At 62.8% G+C, this 19,913-nt stretch carries 20 protein-coding genes, 3 tRNA genes and 1 pseudogene; 10 read left to right on the top strand and 14 right to left on the bottom strand.

Annotated features, from left to right (window positions below; all coding sequences use genetic code 11):
* Positions 1-498 carry a DUF2244 domain-containing protein gene (locus tag JI744_RS11195; RefSeq protein WP_236019393.1) on the bottom strand — a complete coding sequence of 166 codons (498 nt, stop codon included), beginning with the start codon at positions 496-498 and terminating at the stop codon, positions 1-3.
* Between the two features lie 159 nt (positions 499-657).
* Between JI744_RS11195 and JI744_RS11190 the strand changes: the two genes are divergently transcribed.
* Complete coding sequence (locus tag JI744_RS11190; protein WP_202660799.1) at positions 658-1,263, top strand: hypothetical protein; 606 nt, start codon at positions 658-660, stop codon at positions 1,261-1,263.
* An 82-nt stretch (positions 1,264-1,345) separates the two neighbouring features.
* Here the strand turns inward: JI744_RS11190 and ctaD are convergent, their stop codons facing one another.
* The 3 genes and pseudogenes from ctaD to lipB all read right to left on the bottom strand — a co-directional run.
* Positions 1,346-3,016, bottom strand: a complete 1,671-nt coding sequence (ctaD, locus tag JI744_RS11185; RefSeq protein WP_202660797.1) for a cytochrome c oxidase subunit I — start codon at positions 3,014-3,016, stop codon at positions 1,346-1,348.
* Between the two features lie 209 nt (positions 3,017-3,225).
* Positions 3,226-3,636 carry a c-type cytochrome gene (locus tag JI744_RS11180; RefSeq protein WP_202660795.1) on the bottom strand — a complete coding sequence of 137 codons (411 nt, stop codon included), beginning with the start codon at positions 3,634-3,636 and terminating at the stop codon, positions 3,226-3,228.
* A 93-nt stretch (positions 3,637-3,729) separates the two neighbouring features.
* Positions 3,730-4,434, bottom strand: a pseudogene (lipB, locus tag JI744_RS11175) (lipoyl(octanoyl) transferase LipB); the annotation flags it as partial.
* Between the two features lie 115 nt (positions 4,435-4,549).
* Between lipB and JI744_RS11170 the strand changes: the two are divergent.
* Positions 4,550-4,636 (top strand) — tRNA-Leu (locus JI744_RS11170).
* On the opposite strand, the gene JI744_RS11165 is transcribed toward JI744_RS11170, so the two are convergent.
* Entirely contained in the window at positions 4,625-5,017 is a 393-nt protein-coding gene (locus JI744_RS11165) for a hypothetical protein (RefSeq protein WP_202660793.1), read from the bottom strand. The two genes, JI744_RS11170 and JI744_RS11165, sit on opposite strands and share 12 nt — an antisense overlap.
* A 110-nt stretch (positions 5,018-5,127) precedes the next feature.
* Between JI744_RS11165 and JI744_RS11160 the strand changes: the two genes are divergently transcribed.
* The 5 genes from JI744_RS11160 to speB all read left to right on the top strand — a co-directional run bounded on the left by JI744_RS11160 (position 5,128) and on the right by speB (position 10,666).
* A complete protein-coding gene (locus JI744_RS11160) occupies positions 5,128-6,231 on the top strand; it encodes an ABC transporter ATP-binding protein (RefSeq protein WP_202660792.1) in 1,104 nt (367 codons plus the stop codon).
* 79 nt (positions 6,232-6,310) lie between these two features.
* On the top strand, positions 6,311-7,384 hold the full coding sequence (locus tag JI744_RS11155) for an ABC transporter substrate-binding protein (protein WP_202660791.1): 1,074 nt from the start codon (positions 6,311-6,313) through the stop codon (positions 7,382-7,384).
* An 84-nt stretch (positions 7,385-7,468) separates the two neighbouring features.
* Positions 7,469-8,722, top strand: a complete 1,254-nt coding sequence (locus tag JI744_RS11150; protein WP_202660790.1) for an ABC transporter permease — start codon at positions 7,469-7,471, stop codon at positions 8,720-8,722.
* A 13-nt stretch (positions 8,723-8,735) separates the two neighbouring features.
* Positions 8,736-9,707: an ABC transporter permease gene (locus tag JI744_RS11145; RefSeq protein WP_202660789.1), complete on the top strand. Its 972-nt coding sequence runs from the start codon at positions 8,736-8,738 to the stop codon at positions 9,705-9,707.
* A 2-nt stretch (positions 9,708-9,709) separates the two neighbouring features.
* A complete protein-coding gene (gene speB / locus JI744_RS11140) occupies positions 9,710-10,666 on the top strand; it encodes an agmatinase (protein ID WP_202660787.1) in 957 nt (318 codons plus the stop codon).
* 69 nt (positions 10,667-10,735) lie between these two features.
* Here the strand turns inward: speB and JI744_RS11135 are convergent, their stop codons facing one another.
* From JI744_RS11135 to JI744_RS11105, 7 genes are all read right to left on the bottom strand, one after another.
* Complete coding sequence (locus JI744_RS11135; RefSeq protein ID WP_202660785.1) at positions 10,736-11,674, bottom strand: AEC family transporter; 939 nt, start codon at positions 11,672-11,674, stop codon at positions 10,736-10,738.
* Positions 11,671-12,474 carry an MBL fold metallo-hydrolase gene (locus JI744_RS11130; protein WP_202660783.1) on the bottom strand — a complete coding sequence of 268 codons (804 nt, stop codon included), beginning with the start codon at positions 12,472-12,474 and terminating at the stop codon, positions 11,671-11,673. Before JI744_RS11130 ends, JI744_RS11135 begins: the two co-directional genes overlap by 4 nt.
* Positions 12,475-12,476: 2 nt before the next feature.
* Complete coding sequence (locus tag JI744_RS11125) at positions 12,477-13,286, bottom strand: TatD family hydrolase (protein WP_202660781.1); 810 nt, start codon at positions 13,284-13,286, stop codon at positions 12,477-12,479.
* Positions 13,287-13,422: 136 nt separating this feature from the next.
* Positions 13,423-14,544, bottom strand: coding sequence for a DNA polymerase III subunit delta' (locus JI744_RS11120; protein ID WP_202660779.1), 1,122 nt, complete (start codon positions 14,542-14,544; stop codon positions 13,423-13,425).
* A complete protein-coding gene (gene tmk, locus JI744_RS11115; RefSeq protein WP_202660777.1) occupies positions 14,541-15,182 on the bottom strand; it encodes a dTMP kinase in 642 nt (213 codons plus the stop codon). Before tmk ends, JI744_RS11120 begins: the two co-directional genes overlap by 4 nt.
* Positions 15,183-15,196: 14 nt before the next feature.
* On the bottom strand, positions 15,197-16,357 hold the full coding sequence (locus tag JI744_RS11110) for a D-alanyl-D-alanine carboxypeptidase family protein (RefSeq protein WP_202660775.1): 1,161 nt from the start codon (positions 16,355-16,357) through the stop codon (positions 15,197-15,199).
* A 22-nt stretch (positions 16,358-16,379) separates the two neighbouring features.
* The gene (locus JI744_RS11105; protein WP_202660773.1) at positions 16,380-17,243 is read right to left on the bottom strand and encodes an SPOR domain-containing protein; all 864 of its coding nucleotides are present in this window, start codon (positions 17,241-17,243) and stop codon (positions 16,380-16,382) included.
* A 229-nt stretch (positions 17,244-17,472) separates the two neighbouring features.
* Here JI744_RS11105 and JI744_RS11100 point away from each other — a divergent pair.
* A tRNA-Ser gene (locus tag JI744_RS11100) sits at positions 17,473-17,562 on the top strand.
* 129 nt (positions 17,563-17,691) lie between these two features.
* Here JI744_RS11100 and JI744_RS11095 read toward each other — a convergent pair.
* Positions 17,692-17,767 (bottom strand) — tRNA-Ile (locus tag JI744_RS11095).
* A 123-nt stretch (positions 17,768-17,890) separates the two neighbouring features.
* Here JI744_RS11095 and purM point away from each other — a divergent pair.
* Both purM and purN read left to right on the top strand, forming a co-directional pair.
* Positions 17,891-18,949, top strand: a complete 1,059-nt coding sequence (gene purM, locus JI744_RS11090) for a phosphoribosylformylglycinamidine cyclo-ligase (RefSeq protein ID WP_202660771.1) — start codon at positions 17,891-17,893, stop codon at positions 18,947-18,949.
* A complete protein-coding gene (purN, locus tag JI744_RS11085; RefSeq protein ID WP_202660769.1) occupies positions 18,946-19,533 on the top strand; it encodes a phosphoribosylglycinamide formyltransferase in 588 nt (195 codons plus the stop codon). Before purM ends, purN begins: the two co-directional genes overlap by 4 nt.
* Here the strand turns inward: purN and JI744_RS11080 are convergent.
* Positions 19,530-19,910 (bottom strand): YbaN family protein, encoded by a 381-nt coding sequence (locus JI744_RS11080; RefSeq protein ID WP_202660767.1) that lies wholly within the window; start codon positions 19,908-19,910, stop codon positions 19,530-19,532. The two genes, purN and JI744_RS11080, sit on opposite strands and share 4 nt — an antisense overlap.
* Positions 19,911-19,913: the final 3 nt, after the last annotated feature.

Genomic DNA, 19,913 nt, shown 5'->3' with positions numbered 1-19,913 from the left:
TCAGCCGCCGGGGCTGCGCGTGGCGCGAAGGTGCTGGCGCAGCTCTGACGCCAGCACCTTGCGTTCCTCGGGCGTGAGGAACGCACCCAACTCTACCTCGCGGCCATTGCCACGCAGGGTCAGATAGTCGGGCACTGGGCCGCCCGTGGGGTAAAGGCCGACCTGCACCCAATGCGGATTGGCCTGCCAATCCTGCCGTTTGCCCTTGGGGCCAAGGCGGATCAGGGTGACTTGGTCCCTCGTCAGGGTCAGAACCTCGGTAATTTCGGCATCACGGTAGCTTTTCTCCAGCGCCAGCCAAATCGCCGCCACGGTGCCCAGCAAGAACGGCAGCAGCGCCCATAGGATCGGTGAGCCGAGAACGGCCAACAAAGGCACAGCGAGCAGAGCGGCGGTGCCGCCGATGAACCAGACGAACCCCCGCCGGGGAAGCGAGCGATAGGGCCAGATGGTCAGGCGTTCAGGGGTGTTTTCGGAGGGAAGCCAGCGGTAGGGCAAACAGGCACTCCGCGTTCTTGGAATGGGATCGGACCCACTCGTGAAGCAGCCGCCTTCCGCCGTCAACGGCCTTCGATGATCTCTGGTTGCATCCATTGCGGGGGGGGCATTTTCATCTTGGTGGCCATATGTCCTGCGGGACTTTTCAAGGAGCTTTAGATGTTCACGCGATTTGGAACCTTCGCATCGGTCGCCGCTCTTTCCGGCCTTGCGGTAACCGCCGGATGGGCGAAGTGTCCGCAGGCCATGGATGACGAGGGGGGAATTGTCCTGACCCGCTCTGCCCCGCTTTTGTCGTCGCATTTCAGAAAGATGGCAGGCGGTCTGTCCGAAGACCGAACGACGCAGAAAGGATCAGAGACCGAGGAGGTGCATTGGACCTACCGGCACGCGCTTGCCCCGAGCGAGAAAAAATCGGCCAGTGGCGGGTATTCCTTTGAATACGATACGGCGACGAATGGGCTGGACGATCTGCCAAAGCTGAAAGTCTGGCAGTCTGACGTGCAAATCATTTCAGGTGGGCAACCTTTCGCCAGCGGGCATGTCACGAAGACCTTTCTTGGGACAGAGACGGTCAAGTTGGGCAAGTGCCGGTATGAAGCCTGGGCGGTTGATGACCGGCTTGTGCTGCCGAACGACGACAGCACCTATCGCCAGTTCTATGTGCCGCAGCTTGGCATTGTGGTGGCCTCGTTCCTGCTGGGGCCGGATGGTGACGTGGTTTCCGGGGTGCAATACGACAAGATTGCGGTTGGTGATAAATAGCACGGGTGGCGAAGGAGAATCTTTCAGCCGAAATGCAAAAGGCCCCGAGGTTTCCCTCGGGGCCTTTTATCATTTTCCCGTCTCAGTGCCCGTGGGCGTGATCCCAGTCGGACGGCTTGGGAAGCTGCTCGAACGTGTGTTCGGGCGGCGGGCAAGGCAGGGTCCATTCCAGGGTGTCGGCGTGTTCGTTCCAATAGTTGTTCACGGTGATCTTCTTGCCGAAGAACAGGGTGTAGAACACCACGCCAATGAAGAACACGAACGAGGCGAAGGACAGGAACGCCCCCAGCGACGAAATGTGGTTCCAATAGGCAAACGCCTCGGGGTAGTCGATATAGCGGCGCGGCATGCCCTGACGGCCCAGGAAGTGCTGCGGGAAGAAGGTCAGGTTTGCACCGATGAACATTGCAAAGAAGTGAACCTTGCCCGCCCATTCCGGGTATTGGCGGCCCGACATCTTGCCGATCCAGAAATAGATGCCGGCAAAGATGCCGAACACGGCGCCCAAGCTCATCACATAGTGGAAGTGCGCCACGACGTAATAGGTGTCGTGATAGGCACGGTCGACCGGAGCTTGGCTCAGCACGATGCCGGTCACGCCGCCCACGGTGAACAGGAATAGGAAGCCAAAGGCCCACAACATGGGGGTTTCAAAGCTGATCGAGCCGCCCCACATCGTGGCGATCCACGAGAACACCTTGATGCCGGTCGGCACCGCGATGACCATGGTGGCCAGCATGAAGTAAGACTGCTGATGCAGGCTCATCCCCACGGTGTACATATGGTGCGCCCAGACGACGAAGCCCAGAACACCGATGGCGACCATCGCATAGACCATCGGCAGATAGCCGAAGATCGGCTTGCGCGAGAAGGTCGAGATGACCTGCGAAATGATACCGAAGGCCGGGATGACGATGATGTACACTTCCGGGTGGCCGAAGAACCACAGGATGTGCTGATACAGGATCGGGTCACCGCCGCCCGAGGGCTGGAAGAAGGTGGTGCCAAAGTTGCGGTCGGTCAGCAGCATGGTGATCGCACCCGCCAGAACCGGCAGCGCCAGCAGAATCAGCCACGATGTGACAAAGATCGACCAGCCGAACAGCGGAACCTTATGCAGCGTCATGCCCGGCGCGCGCATGTTCAGGAAGGTGGTGATCATGTTGATCGCGCCGAGGATCGACGAGGCGCCCGACAGGTGAACCGCGAAGATCGCGAGGTCCATCGAATAGCCTTGGTCACTGGTCGAAAGCGGCGGGTAAAGCACCCAACCCACGCCCGCGCCGGTCTGCCCGTCGCCACCCGGCGCGAACAGCGAGGCCACGGCCAGCGAGGTGCCCGCGACATACATCCAGTAGCTGAGGTTGTTCATGCGCGGGAAAGCCATGTCCGGCGCACCGATTTGCAGCGGCATGAAATAGTTGCCAAAGCCGCCGAACAGGGCGGGAATCACCACGAAGAACATCATCAGGATGCCGTGGGCGGTGACGGTCACGTTCCAGACATGGCCGTTGGGCGTGCAGGGCTGCGAGGCGTCTGCGAACAGGCGCATCCCCTCGGTGCACATGTATTGCACGCCCGGCTCCATCAGTTCCATCCGCATATAGACGGTGAACATGACCGAGATCAGGCCCACGACGCCTGCGGTGAAAAGGTAAAGGACACCGATGTCCTTGTGGTTGGTGGACATGAACCAGCGGGTGAAGAACCCCTTGTGATCATGTTCGTGGCCGTGAATGGCTGCGTCTGCCATTGGCGTCTCCCGTTTCGTTCAAGTGCTTTACACGCGGCAAAACCGCGCGTGTTCATTGGCATCGTGTTTAGTGCGGGGCGCGGATCACGGCAATGTCAGAGTTTGATCCAGATCAAGAAAAGGTGTCGCAGGCCGGGGTGCCTTGCTTGCAAAGGAAAAAGGGCAGCCCGGAGGGAGCCGCCCTTTCAATTACCCTGACGTGGGGCAGGTCATTTTTTCGTGGCAAGGAAGGCCGCGATGTCCTCGCCGCCCTTGGCCAGTTTGAAGGTCATGTTTGATTTGGCCGCAGCATCGCCAGTCTTTTCCTTCACAAAGGCGGTCGGGTCGGTGACATAGGTCGCCAGCGTGGCCTCGTCCCAGACAAGGCCGGTGCCGCCCAGCTCTTTCAGGCCCTCGCCATAGTTGAACCCGGCCTCAGAGCCAGCCGCGCGGCCGATGACGCCGAACAGGTTCGGGCCGGTCTTGCCGCCCTTGACAATGGCGGTGCCGTCGGCCGCCGTGATCGAATGGCAGGCCTTGCACTTGTTGAAGCCTTTTTCACCTGCGGCCGGATCGCCGGCAAGGGCAGGGGCGGCGACGGTCAGACCGCAGAGCAGGACCGTCAGAGAAATCTTGTTCATGTTCACCTCTTGCTATGCGCTCGTGGGGGCATGGCCCGACGAGTCGCCCTCGCGCGTTTCACAAGGGATGATTGATATTTATGATATGCAAATTCAAGGCATACAAAGGGCGGATTGACCGGCGACACTCTGCTCAAATGTCGCAGCCAGTGCGGCGTCAAGATCGGCCATGGTGACGGGCAGGCCCAGATCAACCAGGCTGGTCACGCCATGGTCGCGGATGCCGCAGGGCACGATGCCATCGAAATGCGACAGATCGGGTTCGACGTTGATCGAGATGCCATGAAAGCTGACCCAGCGGCGCAGCTTGATGCCAAGGGCAGCGATCTTGTCTTCGCGCAGGCTGCCATCTGGCAAACGGGGCTTGTCGGGGCGTTCAACCCAGACGCCGACCCGACCAGGGCGAATCTGCCCGGTCACGTTGAATTCGGCCAGCGCGGCAATCACCCAGTTCTCCAGATCGCGCACAAAACAGCGCACATCGCGCCCGCGCTTGCCGACATCAAGCATGACATAGACCACCCGTTGCCCCGGCCCGTGATAGGTATATTGCCCGCCGCGCCCCACGTTGAAGACCGGAAAGCGGCCGGGGTCGGTCAGGTCAGCGGGTTTGGCGCTGGTGCCTGCGGTGTAAAGGGGGGGATGTTCCAACAGCCAGATCGCCTCTGGCGCGCGGCCCTCGGCAATCGCGGTGGCGCGGTCTTCCATCGCGGCAAGGGTTTCGGCATAGGGCGAGAGCCCCGGCAGGGTCTGCCATTCCGGTTCCTGGTGCATCTGCGCCTCCGTCTTCTGTCTGACATGTGGCGCGACGCGAGGCGGTTTGCAACGGGCGACAGAATCCCCCTTTTCTTCGCACGGATCAGTCGCTACATAGCCGCCACCTCAAGGGCACTGCCCATGGGGGCCAGAGTGTGCGGATGTGGCGGAATTGGTAGACGCGCAGCGTTGAGGTCGCTGTTCCTTAACCGGAGTGAAGGTTCGAGTCCTTTCATCCGCACCACTCAGGTCCCTGTTTCTGGCCATGCCAGCCCCCGAATACACATGACATGCTATCAGTGCGGTCGATATTGCGGATGATCGTTTTTTGGGCTGTCTTGCGCAGGGCAAGCGCGGGATTCTTGCCGGGGACATCTTCCTGATTGACAGATGGTATTCCGGTATACCAACATGCCAAGACCGGCTGCGAAGCTGGGGCGGAAAGCACCGTCGTGGCGCAATTTAGCAAGGCAGTTTCGGCCCTTTGCGCGCGCTCTATGCGGATGGGTTCCGTAACGTCAGGTTGTCCGGCGCTAACACCTGTGCCGGCCTGCCGATTCGATTGACGCGATGCCGCTATGAGCGGCAAACGCGGCGCAAAATGCCCGATTGTGACGCGTTTCATATGCGAACAGTCGGAAACGTACATGGGCGTTGCCAACCCCGGCAGCAGCCGCTTTAGTCACAGGGAAGAGTGGCGAGCAACGCCACCAGACAGACAGGGAGAACTTGGGTTTGGCACAAAACGGGCCTGGCGACGCATACGTCGAATTTCAGCATGTGCAAAAAAGCTATGATGGCGTCTCGCTGGTCGTAAAGGATCTGAACCTTTCGATCGGCAAGGGCGAGTTTCTGACGATGCTGGGGCCCTCGGGGTCGGGGAAGACCACCTGCCTGATGATGCTGGCCGGGTTCGAGACCGCCACCAACGGCGAGATCCTGCTGGACAAGCGCCCGATCAACCAGGTGCCGCCCCACAAGCGCGGCATCGGCATGGTGTTCCAGAATTACGCGCTGTTCCCCCACATGACAGTGGGCGAGAATCTGTCTTTCCCGCTGGAAGTGCGCGGTATGGGCAAGGACGAGCGCGAGGCCAAGGTTAAGCGCGCGTTGGACATGGTTCAGATGGGTAATTTCATCAACCGCCGTCCGGCCCAGCTTTCAGGCGGTCAGCAGCAGCGCATCGCCCTGGCCCGTGCGCTGGTGTTCGATCCGGCGCTGGTCTTGATGGACGAACCTTTGGGCGCGCTGGACAAGCAGTTGCGCGAACACATGCAGTTCGAAATCAAGCACCTGCACGAATCGCTTGGCATCACGGTGGTTTACGTCACCCACGACCAGGGCGAGGCCCTGACGATGAGCGACCGTGTCGCGGTGTTCAACGATGGCCGCATCCAGCAACTGGCACCGCCCGCCGATCTGTATGAGCGCCCCGAAAACAGCTTTGTCGCCCAGTTCATCGGCGAGAACAACAAGCTGCCCGGCACGATTGAAGAGCTGAACGGTGACAAGGCGCTGGTGCGTCTGGCAACCGGAGAGCTGATCGACGCCACGGCGGTGAACGTCAAGGAAAAGGGCCAGAAGACGCTGGTCTCGATTCGGCCCGAGCGGGTGGAGTTCAAGCCCTCGATGATGCCCGAAGGTGCTCATACGCTGGACGCCGAGGTGATTGAGGTCATCTATATGGGCGACATCCTGCGTGCAGTGCTGCGAGTCGCGGGGTCTGACGATTTCGTTATGAAAATGCGCAACACGCTAGGCCAGACCAAGCTGTCGGCCGGAGAAAAGATCAAGGTGGGCTGGCATCCGCTGGACGCCCGCGCGCTTGATCCGATGTGAAATCCCCTCGGCGGGGGCTGCGGGTCACATCACGCAGTAAAGACCGAAAACCAACCAAAAAACCAACCGGGAGTATACAATGAAAAAAATTCTCATCCTTTCCACCGCGCTGTGCGCCGTGTCGGGCATCGCCCGCGCTGACGTGACGGTGATGTCGTGGGGCGGTGCCTATGGTGCCGCGCAGACCGAAGCCCATGTAAAGCCTTGGGCTGCGGCCACCGGCAACGCGGCTGTGATGGTCGATGCCGATAACCCAGCCCAGCCGATCAAGGCGATGGTCGAGGCTGGCAACGTCACGGTTGACGTGGCTTCGGTTGAATATGCCGACGCGATCCGCCTGTGCGACGAAGGCGTGCTGGAAACCATCGACGCCTCCAAGCTGGCTCCGGCCCCCGATGGTACGGCTGCGACCGATGACTTCTTCCCCGGTGCTGTCACCGAGTGTGGCGTTTCGACCGACATCTGGGCGAACGTCTACGCCTATGACACCACCAAGTTTGCGGCCGATGCCGCACCGAAAACTGCGGCCGATTTCTTCGATCTGGCCAAGTTCCCCGGCAAGCGTGGCCTGAAGAAGGGCGCAAAGGCCGTTCTGGAATTCGCGCTGATGGCTGACGGCGTTGCGCCGGCCGATGTCTATACCACCCTCGCGACCCCCGAAGGCATCGACCGCGCCTTCGCCAAGCTGGACACCATCAAGAAGGATGTCGTCTGGTGGGAAGCCGGTGCCCAGGCGCCGCAACTGCTGGCTGACGGCGAAGTGTCGATGACCACCGCCTATAACGGCCGTATCTTCGGTGCCGCTGTCGGCGAAGGCAAACCGTTCCAGATCGTCTGGGATGGCCAGATCTATGAAAACGAAATGTACGTCGTTCCGAAGGGCGCGCCGAACAAGGATCTGGCGATGGACTTCATCAAATACGCCACCTCGACAGAAGGTCTGCGCGCGCAAGCCTCGCACATCTCCTACGGTCCGCCGCGCAAGTCGGCGAACGTCGATCCGATCATGTACACCGACGGCAAGACCGAAATGGGTCCGAACCTGCCGACCAACCCGGCCAACATGACCAACTCGCTGCTGACCTCGTCGGACTTCTGGGTCGATCATGACTCCGAACTGAACGAGCGTTTCCAGGCCTGGCTGACCAAGTAATCCGGCCACTGGCCCAGCGACTTTAGGGTATGTGACTTCCGGGCGCGGGTTTTCCGCGCCCGGACCTTACGAAAGGATTCCGGGATGGCCGAAGCTGCCACGACCCTGCTGACCACATCTGATGGTCGCCCGCTCAAGGCCGCGCTGGCCACTGCCCAAGCCCGAGCCAAACGCCGCGCCTTCCTGCTGGTGCTGCCGCTTTTGCTGTTCGTGCTGCTGACCTTCCTGATCCCCATCGGCTATATGCTGAAACGCTCGTTAGAGCATGACGGCTTTTCGGGCTCTGCGCCCAGCCTGTCGGCTTGGTTCAAGCAACAACCCGGATTCGACCCCGCCAACCCGCCGGAAGAGGCCTATGCCGCACTGGTCAGCGATCTTGCGCTGATGCAGAAAGACAAGACCACCGGCATGGCGGGTACGCGCATCAACTATACCGTGCCGGGCACGATCAGCCTGTTCAAGGCCGGTGCTCGCGCCGCCAAAGATTTGCAGCCGCCCTATAAAGAGGCGCTGCTGGCCCTTGATCCTGAATGGGGAATGCCGCGGCTGTGGCGCGCGATGGAAGCCGCCTCCAGCCCCTATACGACCGAGTTTTATCAGGTCGCGACCGACCGCAAGCTGGGTGACACTGGCTGGGCACGGGGCGCCGATCAGGACCGGATCTATCTGTATCTGTTCTTCAAGACCTTCCTCGTCTCGGGCGCGATCACGGTGATCTGTCTGCTGCTGGCCTTCCCTGTGGCGCATCTGCTGGCCGTGCTGCCGATGTCGAAATCGTCCTTGCTGATGATTCTGGTGCTTCTGCCGTTCTGGACATCGCTTCTGGTGCGTACGACGGCCTGGATTGCGCTGTTGCAGGAGCAGGGGATCGTCAATGACCTGCTGGTCTGGGCAGGCATCCTTTCAGACGACAACCGATTGCAGGCAATGTACAACATGACCGGCACCATCGTGGCGATGACCCATGTGCTGCTGCCCTTCATGATCCTGCCGCTGTATTCGGTGATGCGGGTCATTCCGCCCAGCTATGCCCGCGCGTCGCGCAGCCTTGGCGCCACCAGCTGGACCACCTTCCGCCGCATCTATGTGCCCCAGACCCTGCCGGGCATAGCCGCCGGGTCGCTGCTGGTCTTCATTCTGGCGGTCGGCTACTACATTACCCCCGCGCTGGTGGGCGGCGCCGACGGGCAGCTGATCTCTAACCTGATCAGCTTTCACATGACCAAATCGAACTGGTCTCTGGCTGCCGCGCTGGCCGCGATGCTGCTGGCTGCCATCCTTGTCCTGTACTGGCTTTATGACCGGCTGATCGGCATCGACCGACTGAAGCTGGGCTGAGGAGACGACACCCATGGCCCTTCCCATCTATGCCTCGCCGCTGGAACGTGTTTGGCACTATGCCTATATCGCGATCTGCGTCCTGATCTTCCTGTTCTTGATCGGGCCGATCCTGGTGGTCATTCCGCTGTCTTTCACCTCGGATGCCTACTTCAGCTTTACCGACAAAATGCTGCATTTCGACCCGGCGGGCTATTCGCTGCGCTGGTATGACACGCTGCTGACGCTGGGCCATCCCGTACCCGAGGGGCCGCGTGACGGCACCTGGTGGAAACTCGCGTGGGAGCATTCGACCTGGATTCAGGCCGCCAAGAACTCGTTCTGGGTGGGTCTGTGGGCCACGATCATGGCCACCACGCTGGGCACCATTGCGGCCCTTGGCCTGTCGCGGCCGGAAATGCCGGGACGGCGCATGATTATGGCGGTCCTGATTTCGCCGATGATCGTGCCGATCATCATCATCGCGGTCGGGATGAGCTTTTTCTACGCCAAGGCCTGTGTTGCACCTGACAGTGCGATGGGCGCGATCTTTGGCTGGATGCTGTCGAACAAGGGCTGTCTGGCGAATTCCTATCTGGGCGTGATCATCGCCCATGCGGTTCTGGGCATTCCGTTCGTCATCATCACCGTGACCGCCACGTTGTCTGGGTTCGACCAGTCGTTGATCCGGGCGGCGCATTCGATGGGGGCCAATCCGCGCGTGACCTTCTTCAAGGTGGTGATGCCGCTGATCCTGCCGGGGATCATCTCTGGTGCGCTGTTCGCCTTTGTCACCTCGTTTGACGAGGTGGTGGCGGTGCTGTTCATCGCCGGGCCCGAACAGCAAACCATTCCGCGCCAGATGTTCAATGGCATCCGAGAGGCGATCAGCCCGGCCATTCTGGCGGTGGCGACGATCCTTGTGATCATCTCGGTGATGCTGCTGGCCACGGTCGAACTGCTGCGCCGCCGGTCGGAACGGCTGCGTGGCGTGACGCCGAGGTAACCATGGCCAACAGCTACGAGACGGGGCGGCTGAACCTGCCCTTCGTCGGCATCGCGACCTTTGGCAAGCGGCCCTATGTCGCCGACTGGGGCCGGATCGAGGCGGAGGTGGCCGTGATGGGTGCGCCCTTCGATTTCGGCACCCAGTTCCGCGCTGGCGCGCGGTTTGGCCCGCGCGGCGTGAGAGAGGCATCGACCCTGTTCAGCTTTGGCCATGCCGGGGCTTACGATCACGAGGATGACGCGACCTATCTGCCGCAATCGGTGCGGATCGTGGATATCGGCGATGCCGACATCGTGCATACCGATACGGCCAAAAGCCACGCGAACATCCGCGCCGGGGTAGAGGCGATGCTGAAGGCGGGCGCGCTGCCGGTGGTGATCGGCGGCGATCATTCGGTGAACATTCCCTGTATCGAGGCCTTTGCCGGGCAGGGGCCGATTCACATCCTGCAAATCGACGCTCATCTGGATTTTGTCGATGAACGTCACGGGGTTCGCGTCGGCCATGGCAGCCCGATGCGCCGGGCGGCGGAAAAAGACTATGTGAGCGGGCTGACGCAGGTCGGCATTCGCAACGTCTCCTCCACCGCGCGGGACGGGTATGAGGCGGCCCGTGCGATGGGGTCTGATATTCTGTCGGTTCGCCAGTTCCGGGCGCTTGGCCCCGCAGGCGTGGCGGCCCGCATTCCGGCCGGTGCGCGGGTTTATGTGACGCTGGATATTGACGGCTTTTGCCCGTCCATCGCACCCGGCACCGGCACGCCCAGCCATGGCGGGTTCCTGTATTACGAGGTGCTGGAGCTGCTTCAGCACGTCGCGCAGGCGCATCAGGTGGTGGGCATGGATTTGGTCGAGGTGGCACCAGATTATGACGCGGGGCAGGTGACATCGGTTCTGGCGGCGCAGGTCTTGCTGAATTTCCTCGGCTTCATCTTTCACGCCAAAGGGTTCCGTTAACCTCTGCAACTTCCCCTTCTGCAAATATCCCACGGGGGTGCGGGGGTGTGAAACCCCCGCCCTGTTTCGTCAGGGCAGGACGTGCAGCCAGCCCCAGATCGTCAGCATCGAGAGCGCCGTGGCAATCAGTACGGCAGAGGCATTGACCCGTTTCGCCACGCCGTAAAGATGAGCGAACAGATAGGCATTCACCCCCGGTGCCATTGAAGATGTCAGCACCGCCGACCGCATCTGGTTGATGTTCAGATCAAACACCCAGCGACCAAGGCCATAGGTAATCGCCGGATGCACCAGAATCGACAGGCCGCAGACCATGGCGATGGTTTTCATGTCGCCCTCTGGCCGATAGCGCAGCAGCACGCCGCCCAACCCGAACAGGGATGCCGGAACCGCCGCCCGCGCCAGCAGGTCAACCGCCCCGCCCAGAATTCCCGGCACCGGCAGGTTCAACACATTGAACGCCACCCCGGACAGCACGCCCAGCACCATGGGCTGACGCAAAATCCCCTTGCCGATCTGCCCGGCCAGCGCAGCCGGCTGTTTCAGCCGCCCGCGAGACCGCGCCAGTTCCATCATGATGATGCCAAAGGTGTAGAACATCGGCGAATGTAGCGCGATGATCGAGAAGTTGCCCGACAGTGCCGCCTCGCCATAGGCGCGCTCGGTGATCGGCACACCCAAGAGCAGAGAGTTGGAAAACAGGCAGGCAAAGCCGATGGCCACGGCATCCTCTGGCGGGCGGCCAAAGATGTGGCGCGCACCCAGATAGCCAAGGAAATAGCAGGAAAATGCCCCGATATAGAATGACAGGAACAGCCCGCTTTCGGCCCCGATCGACATTTCCAGCCCGGCAATGGATTTGAACAGCAGGCAAGGCACCGCGAAACTTTGGGCGAACCGCATCAGCCCATCGACCGCCGCTTCGGTAAACCCCAGCCAGCGCGCGGCGGCATAGCCGAACCCGATCACCAGAAAGACCGGCAGAATGACGTCGATCAGCGCACTCATGGCGCGTTGTCGAAGGTCAGCACCATCCCGTCATGCGCCGGGCGGATATGGGGGGGCAGTTCGGCGCGCAGGGTTTCGTAATCCATATCAAGGTGCATGTTGGTCAGCACCGCCTGTGCAGGCTGCGCCCGGTCAATCCAGCCCAGCGTCATCGCCAGATGGGCATGCGTGGGGTGGGGCTTGCGACGCAAGGCATCGACCACCCAGACATCAAGGCCCTGCAAGGTGGCCCAGCTTTCTTCCGGGATTGCCACTGCATCGGGCAGATAGGCCAGCCCGCCGATCCGAAAGCCAAGGGCCTCCATGCTGCCATGATCCGCCTTGAACGGGATCAGGCGCACCACGCCGCCCGCGCCCGCAACCTCGACCGGGCCATTGATGCCATGCAGGTCAAGGATCGGCGGATAGGGGCTGTTTTCCGGCTGAATGAAGGCATAGCCAAAGCGAGAGATCAGCGCATCCTGCGTGGGCCCGTCGGCCCAGACCGCCAACCGCTGGCGGATGTTGAACACGACCTGCCGCAGATCATCAATGCCATGGGTATGATCGGCATGGGAATGGGTGAAAACCACGCCGTCCAGTTCTCCCACGCCCGCATCCAAAAGCTGGTCACGCATGTCGGGCGAGGTGTCGATCAGCACCCGGGTCACGCCCTCGGTGGTCTCGCGCTCTATCAGCATCGAACAGCGGCGGCGGCGGTTCTTGGGGTTCGCCGGATCGCAATCGCCCCAGTCGCCCCCCAGCCGTGGCACCCCGCCGGACGACCCGCAGCCCAGAATGGTAAAGCGCAGGGTCGCCATGGTCAGGTGCCCCCGCCAAAGGCTGCGGCCTTGGTGAACAGGCGGTCGAAATTGGCGGTGGTGGCGGCAGCAAACTCGGCCTCGGTCACGCCAAAGACCTGTGCGCCCACTTTGGCGGTAAAGGCGGTATAGGCCGGTTCGTTCCGGCGCCCGCGATGGGGCGGAGGGGCCAGATAGGGGCTGTCTGTCTCCAGCAGAATGCGGTCCAGCGGTGCCGTGGCAAAGATATCACGCAAGGCCCCGCTTTTCGGAAAGGCGGCAATCCCCGACATCGACAGGTAAAATCCCATCTCCAACGCGGCCCGCGCCAGCCCCTCGCCCGAGGAAAAACAGTGCATGACGCAGGAATAGGGGCGCTGCGCCATGCCCTCGGCCAATATCGCCGCCATGTCGTTATCGGCGTCGCGGGCATGGATGATCAGCGGTAGCCCGGTTTCCTGCGCCGCCTGAATATGCACCCGCAGGCTGGCCTGCTGCACCGGCTTGCTGTCGGGGGTATAGTGGTAATCCAGCCCGGTCTCGCCGATACCCACCATCTTCGGATGCCGGGCCAGCGATACCAGATCCTCTACCGTCACGGGCGGCTCTTCCGTCACGCTCATCGGATGGATTCCGGCGGCATAAAAGATGCCGTCATGCGCCGCCACAATCTCTTGCACACGGGGCAGGTTCTTCAGCCGGGTGCAGATCGTCACCATCCGCGCCACACCGGCGGCGCGCGCACGAGCGATCACCTCGGGCAATTCATCATTGAAATCGGCGAAATCCAGATGGCAATGGCTGTCAACAAGTTCAAAGGGCATCTCGGTCATCGGTCCGCTCGTCTTTGCCCCATTCACATTGGCCCAAATATCCCACGGGTGAGATCATTGTTTCGCCATTGGTTCAAGAACCAATGATCTCGGGGGGGTGAAACCCCCGGTCGGGGCCAGCCATAAGGCCACTGTTTCAGGCCGGGGCCGACAGGGCTTTCGCCGTCTCGTCCAGCCGCAGAACCATATCCATGAGAAGGGCGGCAGGGTCAAGGTTGACTGCCTTGCCGCGCCGCGCCCGCAGGCCAAGTGTCTGCGCAAGATCGGCCCAATGCCGCGCTGCCCAAGGATCGGGCGACAGGCGCGCGATCAGCGCGGCCTCGCCGGGGGCGGCCTCTGGTGGGGTCTGGCCAAGGGTGCCCGCGCGAGCAAGGCGGGCCAGAAACAGGTCGATCAGGGTGACGATCAGCTCAAACGTCGCCTCGGCCCCGCGCGCGGCCCCGGCCTCGGCCAGCGCCAATGCGCGGGGCCGGTCCATCCGGGGCAGGGTGGCAAACAATTCGACCACGCGGGCATAAAGCGCCAGCCCTTCGGTGTTGGTCATGCGGAACGCCTCGCCCACCGAACCGCCCGCCAGTTCGGCCAGCGCCGCGCGCTGTTCCGGTTCAACCGCGCCTCCCGCTTGCGTCAGGGCATCCGACAGATCGGCAGGCGACAATGGGCCAAGCCGCAAGTCGCGGCAGCGGCTGCGGATGGTGGGCAACAGCCGCGCGGGTTGATGCGAGATCAACAGCAGCGTCACCTTCGGCGGCGGTTCTTCCAGCAGTTTCAGCAAGGCGTTGGCGGCCGAGGAATTCATCTCATCGACCGAATCCACAATGGCCACCCGGCGACCGCCATCGGCGGCAGACAGCGCGAAGAAATTCTTCATCTTGCGCACCTCATCCACCGTGATGTCCTGTTTCAGCCGCCCGCCCTTTTCGTCATAGGGGCGGCGCAGCAGGAACAGGCGCGGTTCGGACAGGGCGGCAAGGCGGCGCGGCACCGGGCCATCGGGTACGTCCAGCGTTTCAGGGGGCGGGGGGGCGAACATGCCCTCGTCCTCTGGCGTGGCCAGCAGAAAGCGCGCGATCTTCCAGGCCAGCGTGGCCTTGCCCACGCCGCGCGGGCCGGTGATCAGCCAGCCGTGATGCAGGCGGGCGGTGTTGAACGCCTTCAGGAAAAGCGCCTCGACATGCGGTTGGCCAAACAGATGCGGCGTGTGGCGCGGATGGGGTGCGCCCTCGATACGGTCGGGTTCGGGGATGTCGTCGCTCATCCAGGCGCCTGACCGGCCAGCGCGGCGGTGGCCAGCGCCAGCACATCCACAGCCACCGCATCGGGGCTGCGCGCACCATCAACCACGCGGAACCGGGCCGGAAAGCGGTCGGCCAGTGCCAGAAACCCCGCTCGCGCCTTTTCCTGCAAGCCAAGGCCCATGCCTTCGAACCGCAGTTCCTTGCCGGGGCGGGCGGTGGCGCGGGCCAGCCCTTCGGCGGCGGCAATGTCGATCAGAAAGGTCAGGTCGGGTTCGATCCCGATCATCAGATCATGCAGCGCATCCACCTTGGCGCGCAGATCGCCGCGGGTCAGGCCCTGATAAATCCGGCTGGAATCGGCGAAACGGTCGCAGATCACCACCGAGCCACGCGCTATGGCAGGCAGGATGGTCTTTTCCAGATGGTCGCGCCGGGCGGCGTTGAACAGCAGCAGTTCGGTTTCGGCCGACCAGCGATCCGTATGCCCTTCCAGCACCAGACGGCGGATTTCCTCTGCTCCGGCGCTGCCGCCGGGTTCGCGCGTCAGCACAACCTCGTGGCCCGCCGCACGCAAGGCGTCGGCCAAGAGGCGGGCCTGAGTGGATTTGCCCGATCCGTCAATGCCTTCGAATGTCAGGAACAGGCCGGGCCGCACCATTCGCTTGCCCCGCATCAGCTTGCCGGTGCCGTGCCCAGATAGGTCGCCTGCAAATGCCCGATGGCGGTTTGCAGCCGGGTGACAAAGCCGCCCATCGGCACATCCGCCTCTGCCACCAGAGGAATGCGGTGTTCGGGCATGTCGGGCATGGTGATGACCAGCTCTGCCAGCGTGGCCCCCTTGGCGACCGGCGCCTTGATCGGGCCGGTATAGACCACCTCGGCGGCAAGGCCCGCCTTGCTGGCCGCCGGGATCAGCAGGCGCACGTCCTGCGCAGGCACCAGACCGACGGTTGCAGCCTCGCCCATGAACACGCGGGCCTCGGCCAGCCGCTCGCCTTGCTTGGCCACGGTTTTCAGCGCGAACTGGCGAAACGCCCAAGAGGCAATGCGCTCTGCCTCTTCTGCCCGCTCTTTGTCGCTGGCCATGCCAGAGACCGCGAACACGATCCGCCGCTCGCCTTGCTTGACCGAGCCTACAAGGCCAAACCCGGCCTCTTCAGTATGGCCGGTTTTCAGGCCATCGGCCCCAATCCCCAGCTTTAGCAAGGGGTTACGATTGTTGGCATTGGCCGGCGCGCGGTTTTTGTAGTTGAATTCGGTTTGGCCAAAGACGGTGTAAAGATCGGGGTAGGTGTTGATGATATGAACCGCCAGCAGGCCCAGATCCTTCATGCTCATCCGCTGGCCGGGATCGGGCCAGCCGCTGGCATTGGCAAAGGTGGATTGCTCCAGCCCAAGGGCCAGACCACGTTCGGTCATCTTGCGGGCGAATTCGGGTTCAGACCCCTCCAGCCCCTCGGCCACAACAACGCAGGCATCATTGCCAGAGTTGATGATCATGCCGTGGATCAGTTCCTGCACCGTGGGCCGGTCGCCCTGTTGCAGATACATGGTGGACCCGCCAGCGGCCGTAAAACTGACCGCATGAGCCGAGACGCCAAAGGTGGTGTCCATCTGCACGCGGCCATCCTGGACCGCCTCGAACAGCATTTCGATTGTCATGAGCTTTGACATGGAGGCAGGCGGAACCGAGTCCTCCCCCGCCTTGTCCAAAAGCACGGTGTTCGTCGTCATGTCGTAAACCCAGGCGTGGGTGGCCTTGGTTTCAAAGGCGCGGGCCGGCAGGGCCAACGCCAGAAAGGCAACGAACAGGGTGCAAAGATGGCGTGTCATAGGGCGTCCGTCAGGGTTTCTGTCAGCGTTTCAGCAGGTAGGCGTCCTTGAAGCCCGCCGATTTGGCCTTGGCCAAGGATGCGGCATCGCCGCGCGCTGTGACCGACCAAGAGCTTTTGCCTTGGGTCTTTTCTTCGCGGATGCTGGCGCTGACCCCGGCTTTGGCCAATTGGTCAACCGCGCGCTTGGCATTCGCCTCGACCGAAAAGAACCCGATCTGGATCAGGCCGCCCTTGGCCGCAGGTGCCGGGGCCGCGGGTTTCGCCGCCGGGGGCGGGGCCGCGACAGGTTTGCCCTTGGGCGCGGGTGCTGCAACGGGTGCCGCAACCGGGGGCGTGCCGGGCTTGGCACCGGGCGGTGGAGCAATCGCTTCGGTTGCGACGGTTTCCGAGGAATCGAGGATCGGCTTCGTTGCGTCGGGTGCGGCGGTCGCCGCCTCTTCGCGCCGCAGCGCCGTGACCGAGATCTTGCCGGGCTGCCCGGCCAGCATTCCAAGCGCATCGGCGGCATCGGACGAGATTTGCAGCTTTGGCCCCGGATTGTCACGCTCGCGCCGGAACAGACCGCCGATCACGAACTTGCCATTGGCTGGATTGCGCAGGATCACCCGCTCCGGGTCTTTGACATCGGGCGAGGCGACCCAGACGCCACCAAGCGAAGGCCGCCCGTCCCAAAGTGCGGTGTCGGTGACCTGAAACACCTGCGGTGCCTCAACATCGCGGTCCACCAGTTTGACCGATTTGCCGGTGCCCGCAGCCGTTGCGCTGCCCGCCGTGGCAGCCCCCTTGGAGCGCGAGGCGAAAGGGCCCATGCCGCTTTGACATCCGGCCAGCGCCGTTGCCAGCGCGGAAACAACAAGAATTCGCCCGATTGCCATGCCTGCCATTTGCTACCCCATGCGCATTCTGCCGACGCGCTTTGTTTCCCGAACCAAGGCCAAAAACCCGTTCCACGCGCAATGATACAGGGCTACGGCGGTGCAGGGAAGGGCAACTCGGCCCGTGCGCGGAAAACACCGCGTGAAGGCGCGAACGCTCGGACCTTTCAGAATCGTTTCCGTTGCATTATGCGGCACCAACCCTGCGGGCGACCTTATGCGGCGCGCGGCAAGGACAGGAAGTGTGGCCGAGTGGTTTAAGGCTCTAGTCTTGAAAACTAGCGTGGGGGGAACCCCACCGTGGGTTCGAATCCCACCGCTTCCGCCAAGATTCCCGTATGCCCGCCCCAGCCGCCTAATTGTATCGGGTCGACCTGGTGGCGCGTGTTCCGACTGTTCCGCGAAAGGCAGGCGACGTCCGTTTCAGTGCATAGGCGCTACGGAAAAGAACGGGGGATGGTAGGCCCGGAGGGACTCGAACCCCCAACCAAAGCGTTATGAGCGCTCAGCTCTAACCATTGAGCTACAGGCCCCCAGTTCTGCCTATGCCACACCAAGCGGCGGGGTCAAGCGGGGGCGGGCGTTGCGCGCGCGGGCGGGATGGGCTATGGGCGCGCAAAGCGCTGCCATTTCACTGCCAAACTACGGGGGATGCCATGACGACGGGCCATAACGGGCTGACCTATGCCGATGCAGGCGTGGATATCGACGCGGGCAACGCGCTGGTTGAGCGGATCAAACCCGCCGCCAAACGCACCAACCGGACGGGCACGATGGGCGGCCTTGGCGGGTTTGGTGCCTTGTTCGATCTTAAGGCGGCGGGCTATAACGATCCGATCCTTGTGGCGGCAACCGATGGCGTGGGCACCAAGCTGCGCATCGCGATCGACACCGGCAATGTCGATACGATCGGCGTCGATCTGGTGGCGATGTGCGTCAACGATCTGGTGTGCCAAGGCGCTGAACCCCTGCTGTTCCTGGATTATTTCGCCACCGGCAAGCTGGAACTGGATCAGGCGACCCGCATCATCACCGGCATCGCGGCGGGCTGTGAGGCCAGCGGCTGCGCGCTGATCGGCGGTGAGACGGCGGAAATGCCGGGCATGTATCACAAGGGCGATTTCGACCTTGCCGGCTTTGCCGTGGGCGCGATGGAGCGCGGAACCGAACTGCCAAAGGGCGTGATCGAGGGCGACGTGCTGCTGGGCCTTGCGTCAAACGGGGTGCATTCCAACGGCTATTCCTTTGTGCGCAAGGTGGTGGAGCTGTCGGGCCTTGGCTGGGATGCGCCGTCGCCCTTCAGCGATGGCACCTTGGGTGAGGCGCTGCTGGCACCGACGCGGCTTTATGTGAAACAAGCACTGGCGGCGATCCGTGCGGGCGGGGTGCATGGCTTGGCCCATATCACCGGCGGCGGCATCACCGAAAACCCGCCGCGTGTCGTGCCCGACGGGTTGGCTTGCGAGATTGATCTTTCGGCCTGGGCGCTGCCGCCTGTGTTCCGCTGGCTAGCCAAGACCGCGAACATGGTGGAATCAGAGTTGCTCAAGACCTTCAACTGCGGCATCGGCATGATCCTTGTGGTCGAACCCAACCGCGCCGATGCGCTGGAAAAGGTGCTGGCAGAAGCGGGCGAGACCGTGGCCCGCATCGGTCGCATCGTGCCCGAAACCGCCGAAGGCACCCGCGTAATCTACAAGGGCGCGCTGTTGTGAGCCGTGTTGCCATCCTGATTTCGGGGGGTGGCTCTAACATGGTGTCGCTGGTGGCCTCGATGGCAGGGGATCATCCGGGCCGCGCGGTGCTGGTTCTGGCCAATGATCCGGCCGCCAAGGGGCTGCAACGCGCCGCCGACATGGGTGTGCCGGTGGCGGCGGTGGATCACCGCCCCTTTGGCAAGGACCGCGCCGGGTTTGAGGCCGCACTGCTGGAACCCCTGCTTGCGGCACAGCCGGATGTGATCTGCCTTGCCGGTTTCATGCGCATTCTGACGCCCGATTTCATTCGCCGGTTTCAGGGGCGGATGCTGAACATACACCCGTCGCTTTTGCCGAAATACCCCGGCCTGCACACCCATCAGCGCGCGCTGGACGCGGGCGATAGCGAAGCGGGCTGTTCGGTGCATGAGGTTACGGCCGAACTGGATGCCGGGCCGATTCTGGGGCAGGCGCGGGTGCCGGTGATGCCCGGCGATACGGCAGACACGCTGTCGGCCCGCGTTCTGGTGCAGGAACATCGGCTGTATCCCGCCGTGCTGCGCCGGTTCGTCGCCGGGGACCGGACGCCGGTTCTGCTTTAGGCCCGCGGGCCAGAGGGGCGGGTGACGATCCAGCCGCCTGCGGTCAGCAAAACCGCGCCCTGCGCCAACAGCACCCAACCCGGCAGCTGCATCCACAGGCTTAGCCCAAAGGCCGCCACCATGGCGATCACCGCCGCCGTCTTGGCGCGTGGCGGAATGGCGCGGTGGTTGCGCCAATCACGGATCGCCGGGCCGAACAGAGGATGGCGCAGCAGCCAGTCATGCAGCCGGGGCGAGGATTGTGCGAAACAGGCCGCCGCCAGAATCACAAAAGGTGTGGTCGGCAACAGCGGCAGGAAGACCCCCACCACACCCAGCGCCAGTGCCAGAACCCCCCCGGCAAACCATGCCGAACGGCGCAATATCTTCAACTGCATCGC

The sequence above is a fragment of the Fuscibacter oryzae genome (genome assembly GCF_016765795.1).
Taxonomy (GTDB): domain Bacteria; phylum Pseudomonadota; class Alphaproteobacteria; order Rhodobacterales; family Rhodobacteraceae; genus Fuscibacter; species Fuscibacter oryzae.
The sequence above is the reverse complement of the archived record's forward strand: the minus strand, read 5'-3'. Positions and strand labels throughout refer to the sequence as shown.

Excerpts from the sequence above, each read along its gene's own strand:
- JI744_RS11145 (WP_202660789.1), top strand. The coding sequence starts at position 8,736 with ATGGCCCTTCCCATCTATGCCTCGCCGCTGGAACGTGTTTGGCACTAT.
- JI744_RS11190 (WP_202660799.1), top strand. The coding sequence starts at position 658 with ATGTTCACGCGATTTGGAACCTTCGCATCGGTCGCCGCTCTTTCCGGC.
- JI744_RS11125 (WP_202660781.1), bottom strand. The coding sequence starts at position 13,286 with ATGACCGAGATGCCCTTTGAACTTGTTGACAGCCATTGCCATCTGGAT.
- JI744_RS11165 (WP_202660793.1), bottom strand. The coding sequence starts at position 5,017 with ATGAAACGCGTCACAATCGGGCATTTTGCGCCGCGTTTGCCGCTCATA.
- purM (WP_202660771.1), top strand. The coding sequence starts at position 17,891 with ATGACGACGGGCCATAACGGGCTGACCTATGCCGATGCAGGCGTGGAT.
- JI744_RS11080 (WP_202660767.1), bottom strand. The coding sequence starts at position 19,910 with ATGCAGTTGAAGATATTGCGCCGTTCGGCATGGTTTGCCGGGGGGGTT.
- speB (WP_202660787.1), top strand. The coding sequence starts at position 9,710 with ATGGCCAACAGCTACGAGACGGGGCGGCTGAACCTGCCCTTCGTCGGC.
- JI744_RS11105 (WP_202660773.1), bottom strand. The coding sequence starts at position 17,243 with ATGGCAGGCATGGCAATCGGGCGAATTCTTGTTGTTTCCGCGCTGGCA.
- JI744_RS11155 (WP_202660791.1), top strand. The coding sequence starts at position 6,311 with ATGAAAAAAATTCTCATCCTTTCCACCGCGCTGTGCGCCGTGTCGGGC.
- JI744_RS11130 (WP_202660783.1), bottom strand. The coding sequence starts at position 12,474 with ATGGCGACCCTGCGCTTTACCATTCTGGGCTGCGGGTCGTCCGGCGGG.
- JI744_RS11135 (WP_202660785.1), bottom strand. The coding sequence starts at position 11,674 with ATGAGTGCGCTGATCGACGTCATTCTGCCGGTCTTTCTGGTGATCGGG.
- JI744_RS11150 (WP_202660790.1), top strand. The coding sequence starts at position 7,469 with ATGGCCGAAGCTGCCACGACCCTGCTGACCACATCTGATGGTCGCCCG.
- tmk (WP_202660777.1), bottom strand. The coding sequence starts at position 15,182 with ATGGTGCGGCCCGGCCTGTTCCTGACATTCGAAGGCATTGACGGATCG.
- JI744_RS11120 (WP_202660779.1), bottom strand. The coding sequence starts at position 14,544 with ATGAGCGACGACATCCCCGAACCCGACCGTATCGAGGGCGCACCCCAT.
- ctaD (WP_202660797.1), bottom strand. The coding sequence starts at position 3,016 with ATGGCAGACGCAGCCATTCACGGCCACGAACATGATCACAAGGGGTTC.
- JI744_RS11180 (WP_202660795.1), bottom strand. The coding sequence starts at position 3,636 with ATGAACAAGATTTCTCTGACGGTCCTGCTCTGCGGTCTGACCGTCGCC.
- JI744_RS11110 (WP_202660775.1), bottom strand. The coding sequence starts at position 16,357 with ATGACACGCCATCTTTGCACCCTGTTCGTTGCCTTTCTGGCGTTGGCC.